The sequence below is a fragment of the Pseudomonas sp. TE36184 genome (assembly GCF_054060055.1).
Window position 1 is genome coordinate 1,088,857 of sequence record NZ_JBSSCU010000001.1, and the last position, 11,466, is coordinate 1,100,322.

An 11,466-nucleotide genomic window follows, 5' to 3' on the forward strand; every position below is an offset into this window, starting at 1 on the left:
GTTTTTCCGCATTTGGCAAAGGCATGCCCATGACTCCCGCGTCGACCGTCGATGAAAAGAGCTTTCGTAAGCTGTTGAGCCGCAACGTCGCACTGCCCCTCGGTGTGGGTGTGCTCAGTGCGGTGTTTTTTGTGTGTCTGATCACTTATTTGTTGTCGGTGATCCAGTGGGTAGAGCACACCGATCGGGTCATCAATAACCTCAACGAAACGTCCAAGCTGACGGTTGACCTGGAAACCGGCATGCGCGGCTTCCTGATCACCGGCGACGAGCATTTCCTCGACCCGTATGAAGTGGCCAAGCCGCGGATCATTGCCGACTTACACAATTTGCAGGAACTGGCGGCGGACAACCCCCAGCAGGTAGATCGCCTCAAGCGTCTGGAAAGCCTGCAACTGGAGTGGAACAACTACGCCCAGTCGATGATTGATATGCAGCGCGAGAACGGCGACTACCGCAGCGCGGTGAAAGCCGGCCGGGGTAAACGCCTGACCGATGAGATTCGCAATGAATACGACGACGCGGTGGCGATGGAGCAACAGTTCCGGATTACCCGCAACGCGGAAGTCACCCGTACCACCCTCATCAGCGTCACCCTGTACTTGGTGTTCGTGCTGGGGCTGAGCGGCTTTCTGGCTTACATTGGTCGTAAAAATTTACTATCACTTTCAGATAGTTACAGTGCGAACTTCGCGTCGCAACAGAAGATCGCATTGCGTCTGGAGCAACAAGCTTGGCTGCGCAATGGCCAGACCGAACTGGCCGAACAGGTGCTCGGTCAACTGACCCTGAACATGTTGGGACGCAATATCCTGCAGTTCTTTGCCCAGTACATGGGCTCGGTGGTGGCGGCGCTGTATGTGCGTGAAGAGCACGGCGGCCTCAAGCGCGTGGCCACCTATGGTTTCTCCCGCGAGCAGGAGCAGCAGGAGCAGGCGATCTACAGCGACGAAGGCATCGTGGGGCAGGCCGCCCAGCTCGGTCGCCTGATTCGCCTGGACGACGTGCCGGTGGATTACTTCAAAGTGAGTTCCGGCCTGGGCGAAGGCACGACCCGCAGCGTGCTGGTGGTGCCGACCAGCGATGACGACCGGATCAACGGCGTGATCGAACTGGGTTTCCTGCGCCCGCTGCAGGAGCGCGACATCGAACTGCTGGAACTCATCGCCGGCAATATCGGTACCTCCATCGAAGCCGCCCGCTATCGCCAGCGCTTGCAGGAAGTGCTGGCCGAGACCCAGCAGCTCAACGAAGAGCTGCAAGTGCAGCAGGAAGAGCTCAAGACCGCCAACGAAGAGCTGGAAGAGCAATCGCGCATCCTCAAGGAGTCCCAGGCCCACCTGGAAACGCAACAGGCGGAACTCGAGCAGACCAATGAGCAATTGGCCGAGCAGACCCTTACCCTGGCCGAGCAGCGCGATGCCATGGACCGCAAGAACGTCGAGCTCAACCAGGCTCAGCTTGAGCTGGAAGACCGCGCTGACGAGTTGCAACGCTCGAGCAAGTACAAATCAGAATTCCTCGCCAACATGTCCCACGAACTGCGCACGCCGCTGAACAGCTCGCTGATCCTGGCCAAGTTGCTGGCGGAGAACCCTCAGGAAAACCTCAGCGCCGAGCAAGTCAAGTTTGCCGAGTCGATCTATTCCGCCGGCAATGACCTGCTCAACCTGATCAACGACATCCTCGATATCTCCAAGGTCGAAGCCGGCAAGCTGGAAATGCGCCCGGAAAACTCCAGCGTGGCGCGCCTGGTCGATGGCCTGCGCGGGATGTTCGAGCCGCTGGCGGCCGATCGCAAGCTGGGGTTCCAGGTGCAGGTGCAGGAAGGTACGCCGACCATGCTCTTTACCGATCGCCAGCGTCTGGAGCAGATTCTCAAGAACCTGCTGTCCAACGCGGTCAAGTTCACCGAGCAGGGCCAGGTCAGCCTGTCGGTGTCCCGCGCGCCGGGGGAGGGCGTCGCCTTTACCGTGCGCGATTCCGGGATAGGCATCGCCCCGGACCAGCAGGAGAGCATCTTCGAAGCCTTCCGTCAGGCCGACGGCACCACCAATCGCCGGTATGGCGGCACCGGCCTGGGGTTGTCGATTTCCCGCGACCTGGCCGCGTTGCTCGGCGGCTATATCAGCGTCACCAGCGAACCCGGCCAGGGCAGCACGTTCACCCTGGTCATCCCGGAGCAGTACGTCGAACGCGAGGAAGACGCTGCGCCTATCGAGCAACCGCGCCAGGTGATTGCCGCCCCGGCGCCCAAGCCCATCGCGGTCTCGCCGCTGCCGGTGGCCGATGCCACACAGATCCCGCGCTTTGCCGACGACCGCGAGAAAGCGCCGTTCGCCACGCGCTGCATCCTGGTGGTGGAAGACGAACCGAACTTCGCGCGCATCCTGTTCGACCTCGCCCATGAGTTGGGCTACCACTGCCTGGTGGCCCATGGTGCGGATGAGGGTTACAGCCTGGCCGAGGAGTACATCCCCGACGCGATCCTGCTCGACATGCGCCTGCCGGACCATTCCGGGCTGACGGTGCTGCAACGCCTCAAGGAACACGCCAATACCCGCCACATCCCGGTGCATGTGATCTCCGTGGAAGACCGCGTCGAAGCCGCCATGCACATGGGCGCCATCGGTTACGCGGTGAAACCCACCACCCGCGAAGAGCTCAAGGATATATTCACGCGCCTGGAAGCCAAGCTGACCCAGAAGGTCAAGCGCGTGCTGCTGGTGGAAGACGATGACCTGCAGCGCGAGAGCATTGCCCGCCTGATCGGCGACGATGACATCGAGATCACCGCCGTCGGCTTTGCCCAGGAAGCCCTCGACCTGCTGCGCACGAACATCTACGACTGCATGATCATCGACCTCAAGTTGCCCGACATGCTCGGCAACGAGCTGCTCAAGCGCATGGCCACCGAGGATATCTGCTCGTTCCCGCCGGTGATCGTCTACACCGGGCGCAACCTGACCCGCGACGAAGAGGCCGAGCTGCGCAAGTATTCGCGCTCGATCATCATCAAGGGCGCCCGTTCGCCGGAGCGCCTGCTCGACGAAGTCACACTCTTTTTGCACAAAGTCGAATCGCAGCTGTCCCATGAACGCCAGAAGATGCTCAAGACCGCGCGCAGCCGCGACAAGGTCTTCGAAGGGCGCAAGATCCTGTTGGTGGACGACGATGTGCGCAACATCTTCGCCCTGACCAGCGCCCTGGAGCACAAAGGCGCCGTGGTGGTGATCGGGCGTAACGGCCATGAAGCCATCGCCAGGCTCAATGAAGTCGATGATATCGACCTGGTGCTGATGGACGTGATGATGCCGGAAATGGACGGTTACGAGGCCACCGCCCTGATCCGCCAGGACCCGCGCTGGAAGAAGCTGCCGATCATCGCCGTGACGGCCAAGGCCATGAAGGACGATCAGGAGCGTTGCCTGGCGGCCGGCTCCAACGATTACCTGGCCAAGCCGATTGACCTGGATCGCCTGTTCTCGCTGATTCGCGTCTGGTTACCGAAGATGGAACGTATTTAAGTGGAACGCAGTTTTTTGGAAAAAAGCAGTGATATTGAGCTGCGCCTGCTGATTGAGGCGATCTACCTCAAGTACAGCTATGACTTTCGCGACTACTCCGGTGCGTCGGTCAAACGCCGTGTGGCCCACGCCCTGCGCCAGTTTGAATGCGCGACGATTTCGGCGTTGCAGGAGCGCGTCCTGCACGATCCGGCAGCGTTCATGCAATTGCTGCAGTTTTTGACGATTCCGGTCAGCGAGATGTTTCGCGACCCGTCGCACTTCCTCGCGATCCGCCAGGAAGTGGTGCCGCTGCTCAAGACTTATCCGTCGATCAAGATCTGGATCGCCGGTTGCAGCACCGGGGAGGAGGTGTACTCCATGGCGATCCTGCTGCGCGAAGAAGGGCTGTTGGAACGCACCATCATCTACGCCACCGACATCAACCCGGCATCGCTGGATAAAGCCAAGCAGGGAATTTTTTCCCTGGAGAATGTGCGTGCCTATACCGCCAACTACCAGCAGGCCGGTGGGCAGCGTTCCTTTGCCGATTACTACACGGCGGCTTACGATCATGCGATCTTCGACAAGACGTTGCGCGAGAATGTCACGTTCGCCGACCACAGCTTGGCAACCGACAGTGTGTTCTCAGAAACTCAATTAATTTCATGTCGTAATGTACTGATTTACTTCAATAAAAAATTGCAGGATCGGGCGTTTGGATTGTTCCATGAGTCGCTGTGTCATCGTGGCTTCCTGGTGCTGGGCAGCAAGGAAACCCTGGATTTTTCCGCCTACAACAAGCATTTCGAGCCCTTGGTCAAACAGGAACGGATCTACCGGAAATCATGAACGACGCTGCCGCCAACCCCATGTGTGGGATAGAAGCCATCGTCGTCGGCGCGTCCGCCGGCGGCGTTGAGGCGTTGCTGAGTATTTTTGGCGATCTGCCGCAGGCCTTCGGGCTGCCGATCATTGCCGTGCTGCACCTGCCGGACGAGCGCCGTAGCCAGTTGGCGGAAGTGTTTGCGCGGCGTTTGCAGATTCCGGTACGCGAAGGGCAGGACAAGGAAGTGATCCAACCGGGCACCTTGTACTTCGCCAGCCCCGGCTATCATTTGTCGGTGGAGCATGACCGCAGCCTGTCTTTGAGCCAGGAAGACCGGGTACACCATTCCCGGCCCGCCATCGATTACCTGTTCGCCTCGGCCGGCGATGTCTACGGCAAGCGCCTGCTGGCCATACTGCTGACCGGTGCGAACCAGGACGGCGCCCAAGGGCTGGCCCACGTCAAGCAATCGGGCGGTATCACTGTCGTACAGGACCCCGACGAAGCACGGATTGCCGTGATGCCGCGGGCGGCGCTGGCCCTGCACACGCCTGACCATATTCTGACCTTGAGCCGCATTGCCTCATTGCTGGCTTCCCTGGAATCTTCCCCATGTTAAGTACTATCCAGGCCAAACTGCTGATCGTCGATGATCTGCCGGAAAACCTGCTGGCCCTCGAAGCGCTGATCAAGCGCGAGGACCGCCAGGTCTTCAAGGCCTTGAGCGCCGACGAGGCCTTGTCCCTGTTGCTGGAGCACGAGTTCGCCATGGCGATCCTCGATGTGCAGATGCCTGGCATGAACGGTTTCGAGTTGGCCGAGCTGATGCGCGGCACCGAAAAGACCAAGAACATCCCGATCGTATTCGTCAGCGCCGCCGGCCGCGAACTCAACTATGCCTTCAAGGGTTATGAAAGCGGGGCCGTGGACTTCCTGCACAAGCCGCTGGATATCCATGCGGTGAAGAGCAAGGTCAATGTGTTCGTCGACCTGTACCGCCAGAGCAAGGCGATGAAGCAGCAGGTGGAAGCGCTGGAGCGCAGCCGCCGCGAACAGGAGTTGCTGCTGACGCGCCTGCAGGCCACTCAGGCAGAGTTGGAGCAGGCGGTACGCATGCGCGATGACTTCATGTCGATCGTCGCCCACGAAGTCCGCACGCCACTCAACGGGCTGATTCTCGAAACCCAACTGCGCAAGATGCACCTGGCCCGGGACAACGCCGCCGCGTTCACCCTGGAGAAGATGCGCGCCATGGTCGACCGCGATGAGCGGCAGATCCAGAGCCTGATCCGGCTGATCGAAGACATGCTCGACGTGTCGCGCATCCGCACCGGCAAACTGTCGATTCGTCCGGCGCGCTTCGACCTCACGCAACTGGTGCGCAACCTGCTGGAAAACTTCGCGCCGCAAGTGGCCGCCGCCGAGTCGTCCATGCAACTGGAGGCGGAAGGTCCGGTGGAGGGCAGCTGGGATGAATTCCGCATCGAGCAAGTGGTGTCCAACCTGCTGACCAACGCCTTGCGCTATGGGGCCAAGAGCCCGGTGGGCGTGCGGGTGTACAGCGAACACGGCGAAGCACGGCTGGAGGTGCGGGACCACGGGATCGGCATCAGCGCCGACAATCAGAAGCGCATTTTCCAGCAGTTCGAGCGCGTGTCCGCCAGCCATGTGGCCGCCGGTCTGGGCCTCGGGCTGTTTATTTCCGAACAGATCGTCGCGGCCCATGGCGGTACCATCGAGGTGGAGAGCCAGATAGGCGAGGGCGCCCTGTTCCGGGTGTGCCTGCCCCTGGACGCGTCGGCGTGAAAACAATCGTCACTTCGACGCAACCTCTGCGTGACTGCATGGTCGTAAGTGCAGCAATTGACCGGACAAAGGCTTCCCATGAGTGAAGATGCACAAGATGTCGTTCTGATCGTCGAGGACGACGAATCGATTATGTTTGTCCTGGATGAATACCTCAAAGGCCTGGGCTATCGGGTATTGAAGGCGATCAATGGGGAGCAGGCTTTTGAAATCCTCGCCAGTAAACCGCACTTGGACCTCATGGTGACGGACTATCGCCTGCCTGGCGGCGTCACCGGCGTGCAGATCGCCGAGCCGGCGGTGAAGTTGCGCCCGGAGCTGAAGGTGATTTTTATCAGTGGCTACCCGCAGGAAATTCGTGACTGCGACAGCCCGATCACACGCAAGGCGCCGATCCTGGCCAAGCCGTTCGACCTGGATACGCTGCAAGAACATATCCTGCGGTTGTTGGCGTGACACCTGCATGTGTCAGTCCAACAACCGCTGATGCCCCTGGCCGGTCAGGATTACCAGGCAAGCACCTCGTCCTTTGCATGTGAATCAAGTACCCGTGCGGGGTTGGTTCCCTCGAAGAGCTCAAACGATCCATCGGGTTTTATGTCAATACGGTTGGCCGTTGCGATCGTAGTGGACGCCGGGTATTTGTTTGCGATGTTGAACAGCACTTGTTCACCGGCGTCACCTTGTTTCAGAGCGATGCCTAATCCCGGAATGGTCCGGACATAATCGCCGCCCACATAAATCACTTTGCTTGTCTGGTCTAACGATCCCTCCAGTTGTTTCAGCACGCGCTGTTGTTCTGTCGTCGGCACGCCGCCTTGGAAGTGCATTAATGTTCGTTTCTGGTAGACACCCTCTTTCAAGTCGGTAAGCACCGCCAGGGCCGTACAATCACTGATGCCACTGGTGCTGATGATTGCGGTCGGGTCAGTGACGGTGACGTCCTTGTAATCCGACATAGCGATGTGGTGGGTCGGGGCGGGGGGCTTCAGGTGAGTAACCGTCGTCGGGATGGATTCTTCATAAAGCCGTTTGACCGGTCTGTCATGAAGACTCGCGGTGCTTATCCACGACTCGTGATGGTCGCTGATCTTGAATTCAAGTTTTTTGGGGTCATTGCTATAAGTTTTGTATTGGACCGGCAGCTTCTTGTCATTGAATATTTTTTCGAGACCACGCCTCATCATGGCCTCGCTTGAAAACTCGGCCACTCCAACATTCGGGTCGTAAAAAAAGAACTTCTTACCGTCGCCATCCGGCACGGACCCGGCCACCATCGCATGGCCGGGAGAGTCGATCATCACGGTCTTGCCCCCAGGCGCATTGGCCAGTTCCGTAATCATGTCCTGATACGTTACCTGGCGCTGTGGGTTACCGGCGTGAAACATGAACGGTGTACTGATGCTTTTTTGCACATCGTCTAATGTGCGAGCAAATACTCGCGACCCCTCAGCCCGCGGATTGGCGGCGGCAACGTACAGGTTGTCAATAAATACGCGTTCTTTTCCTTGCGCCTTGGCCGATGCGAACGTACGCGAGAGAGCGGCGCACTGCCCATCGGAAAGGTGGTTGACCTGGCTAAGGTAGATGGTCTGAGGTACGGGGGTGAACGTTCCTCCGACGGCATTTACGTGGGCGTTGAAATGCTGTGTGCCGTTGAGCCCGTGCTGGACAGCCAGCCTTTCCTGCTGGCGGACCAAGGTGCCCACCTCTTTTGCTGTTTTGTCCGGGCGTAGCGCCAGCTTCATCACGTCTTCTGATTTCATGTCCTTGGCATAGCCTTTAATCAGTTCCGGCGCGCCTTCCTCATAGCCACTCTTAAACGCTGCGCTGGGCGTCACCCCATCGCCCTGGTAACGATCCAGTAGCTTTCCCCAGTCTTTTCGAATTTGAATCGACTCCGGCGAGAGCGCGCGCTGCGTGTTTTGCCACGCGTGAAGCTCCTGAGTGCCGCCTCGTATTGACGGCTGGAAATCGTCCAGTGCTTTGCCAAACGGGCGTCGGGTCGTCGTATCAAAGGCATACCATTTACCGTCCTGAAGAACCGCGGCACCTTGCAAGGTCTCGCCGGACGTCTTGAAGGTACCCATCGCTGCCGCGTCGTATTGTTTGCTCGCGGCGACCAGGTCGTAGCCAGTGTGGGTGCCGCGTAGGTGCCGGACGTCTTGAATCGTGTCGGTGATGACGCGTTTACCGACGCTTGCCACGCCGCGACCGGTAGCGCGCAGTAAATCCGCCGCGCCGTCCAACGGATTAACCAGGCTGATCGCGCTCAACCCCAGGGTCTTTCCTATATGCAAGGCCTTGCTACCGGCAGACAGGGTCTTGGTTGCAACGTTAGCCAGTTTCCCTACGGTGGAGGCTCCAACGGTCATGATGCCAAACAGGTCGAGTGATAAGTCGATGATCCCTTCGCCGAGGTTGCCCTCCGTAAAATGCTTGATGGCTGACCGTAATGGGATCAGGTTAAGAAGCAACTCATTTAACTTTTTGTAAAAGGGTACCTCGGACTCAACCGTCGTCACCCCTCGAGCCTCGGCCTCCAGCGCGCCCCATACGCTGCTGACCTTGGCCACCGTGGCACCGATGGCCGCGCTCCGGGGGCTGGCGAAACTGTTCAACGGCCCGGCGGTGTCGGTGTTTTCTTGTAGCAGCTGTTGCCGTACCAGCGGGGAACCTTCATCGGGAATGGACAGTGTGACGGGGACCATGTCGGTATACGGCGTGTTGTTATCGCGCGGTTTTCCGTCTTCTATATGAGCCCCAGGCTGATAACCGGGCTGGAAATCGCCGAGGTCCCCGCGTTTGGTGAGCGTGTTCTTCTGGACATTCAGTTCATAGGTATGGGCAATCCCGTCGCGCATCACTTTCAATAGCACAGGGTTGCCGTCGGCAGCCGGGACCCGGACGATACCGCTGAGCTGATGTTCGCCCTTGAACTCCTTGAAGATCGAAAGGCTTCCGTATTCGATATTCTGCCGGTCCTCCAGCGGCAACTGGGCGATCAGGTGCTTGACCTGCGTGGCGACGCTGCTGTCGAGGGCGCGACCAAACTGTTGGAACTCACTGACGAATTCCCTGCTGATATTTTTCAGGTTTTGCGTCTTGCTCAAGACCTCCTCGAGGGTGAAGTTGGGCGTGTTGGCAGCAGAGCGTCCGGGGCCCCTGCGCGGTGGTGTGTAAGGCTCGATCACCCATTGATTGGGGTGTGACGCGTTGTTGTGCCGGGCCGGGTGGTAGGGCACATTGGGCGGGTTGTGCAGCATGTTCTCCATGTACAAGTCCAATATCGAATAGGGCCCGGGTCGATCTTTATCGTAAGTGTCCAGTACGATGCACTTCAGTTCCAGGCGCGCGTCATCGCCCAAAACTTCGCGCAGTTCGGCCAGGGCCATCTCCTTGCGAGACGCCGGCGCGGGCGTGCGCTGTGCTTCGGAAGCTGTTCGCAGTTCGCCGACCTGCTGGTTAAAGGCGTCGGCGATGGTTTGCATATCTGCGGGCGACGTCACACTCGTGACGATGCTGTTGGTCAGGCCCCATTCCTTGAGCGCGTCATGCTGGGCGACATATTCGATCTGACGCTGAGCCTGGGACACCGGGGCGATATCCGCGTACAACATGACCTCGCCGTAACTCATGGTGGATGCCCGGCCCGGCGTCTCAGCCTCTATGCGCGCCACCGCGGTACTGAGGCTGACGTGGGCGGGGGAGCCGTGAGTGACCGTGGCGGGGATATCCTTGACCAGCAACTCTGGCGCCTTGGAGGCCAGTTTCAGGTTGGCCTGGATATTGGCTTTTTCCGGTGACGAAGCCTCTTTCGTGACGTAGTACAAATGGTCGGCCACACGCTGGGCCGTCTCTGATAAAGGTTTGCCTTTAAGCTGCTGGCCGGCCAGGTCAAAGCCTGAAATGTGCTTCTGGGGCAAGGTTGCCTGGGTGAATGCATCGGTGTAATTCAGGTTCAAGGCCGCCATTAACCAGTCATTGACGCTGCCTTTGACCGACAGTGTGTTGAACTTGGCATGGATGGCCGCCCCCAGCGCCTGGCCCTTGGGCGACTGGATGATGCGGTCGAGCAGTTGCCGTGGGTTGCGAAGCTCGTGGGCTTCGACTGCTACACCTGGCATCAACGCTTCCAACACATTGCGGTTGCTCCCCAGGTTCAGGTCACCCACATTGCCGTGCTGCAAGAACGCCAACAGTTGGCGCTGGGTGTCCGTGTCAATCGGCTGCGGCCAGGACAGGGCGCCGCCGTAGTTACCATGGACGGGGCTTCGCGGTGTGGGGGTGAGGAGGAATCGCCTGAGGTTCTCCACGTCCTGTGCGGTGCCGGGTTTTTCAAAGCCGTGGTATTCAAGAAAATCAGCCAGGCTAGCCACGCCTCCTTGCTGCACGCCTCGGTCCCGTTCGTATGAGGAGTGGGGGTTCAATTCGAAGGTGGTTTCACGCAGATACGCGGGGACCTGCGACAGCTGAAGGCTGCCTGAGGCAAGCACTGTCCCCAGATGCTTCAACAACACAGTCGCTTGGTGCCGGTTGTTGATGTTCCCCAGCAGCGTCTGCTGCTGCTCGAGTGCGTCCTCGCTGCGCGTTTCCTGGAGCCCAGGGAATACAGCGGGGTCAAGCGGGGCAAAGGTTTTATCGCGCTCCAGCTCGGCGGCGCGTTGCTGGAGTTCGGAAGGGGCGATTCGCGTCGGCTCTTTGTAGAACTGCCCAACCAGCCAGGCCGGCGCACGGTTGGTGCTCTCGGACGACGGAAGGGGAAACGGCCTGTTCCTGTCGGAGATGACCCCTCCGATATTCATTAACGGTTCTCGCACCGCCGACCAGCGCTTGTCCTCGCTCGCACGCAACTGTAAGGGCGCATTGGGCGAAACATCTGGGGTTACACGGTAGGTGACTTGACCACTTTGCGGCAGGATTTTGATCGAGTCGGGCAGGGCTCTGACCGTGAGCCGCCAGTCGAGGAACTCCGGCGACCGAGCGGCATTGCCTAGTAACTTCCACCACTGGCCAAATGTTGAATCCGGCGGAATATCCACCATGATCGCGTTGTCGTGGGCGGGAACGCCGCTGAAGCCCTGCAATGCCTTGCCGTAGTTCTGCGCCAACGCACTGTCGCCCCTGGCCCGGGGGGAATCGCCAGGGGCAGAGAGGTGGGGGCTTTCGCGGTCAGGCTCTACAGCTACCTGCTCGACTGGCTCCAGCGTGTCGCTTGCAATGGAAGAATGCGGGGGAAAAGCGTGGGCAAGGCTGTTGGAAATCGTCATGGGTGGCGGCTCTATCATCAGGATTGAGGTCCACTGGGTGAAAATTCCAGGTCCC

Annotated in this window: 6 protein-coding genes; 5 read left to right on the forward strand and 1 reads right to left on the reverse strand. The window is 59.4% G+C overall.

Annotated features, from left to right (window positions below; all coding sequences use genetic code 11):
- Positions 1-29: 29 nt before the first annotated feature.
- The 5 genes from ACVWZP_RS04930 (at position 30) to ACVWZP_RS04950 (ending at position 6,597) form a co-directional block, all read left to right on the forward strand.
- On the forward strand, positions 30-3,527 hold the full coding sequence (locus ACVWZP_RS04930; protein ID WP_288080527.1) for a response regulator: 3,498 nt from the start codon (positions 30-32) through the stop codon (positions 3,525-3,527).
- Positions 3,528-4,358, forward strand: coding sequence for a CheR family methyltransferase (locus ACVWZP_RS04935; protein ID WP_017846273.1), 831 nt, complete (start codon positions 3,528-3,530; stop codon positions 4,356-4,358). It abuts the gene before it with no gap.
- The gene (locus tag ACVWZP_RS04940) at positions 4,355-4,954 is read left to right on the forward strand and encodes a chemotaxis protein CheB (protein ID WP_017846272.1); all 600 of its coding nucleotides are present in this window, start codon (positions 4,355-4,357) and stop codon (positions 4,952-4,954) included. Before ACVWZP_RS04935 ends, ACVWZP_RS04940 begins: the two co-directional genes overlap by 4 nt.
- Complete coding sequence (locus ACVWZP_RS04945; protein WP_046383509.1) at positions 4,948-6,141, forward strand: hybrid sensor histidine kinase/response regulator; 1,194 nt, start codon at positions 4,948-4,950, stop codon at positions 6,139-6,141. Before ACVWZP_RS04940 ends, ACVWZP_RS04945 begins: the two co-directional genes overlap by 7 nt.
- Before the next feature lie 78 nt (positions 6,142-6,219).
- On the forward strand, positions 6,220-6,597 hold the full coding sequence (locus ACVWZP_RS04950; protein WP_017846270.1) for a response regulator: 378 nt from the start codon (positions 6,220-6,222) through the stop codon (positions 6,595-6,597).
- A 50-nt stretch (positions 6,598-6,647) separates the two neighbouring features.
- Here ACVWZP_RS04950 and ACVWZP_RS04955 read toward each other — a convergent pair whose 3' ends face one another.
- Positions 6,648-11,411: a hypothetical protein gene (locus tag ACVWZP_RS04955; RefSeq protein ID WP_457369450.1), complete on the reverse strand. Its 4,764-nt coding sequence runs from the start codon at positions 11,409-11,411 to the stop codon at positions 6,648-6,650.
- Positions 11,412-11,466 lie beyond the last annotated feature (55 nt).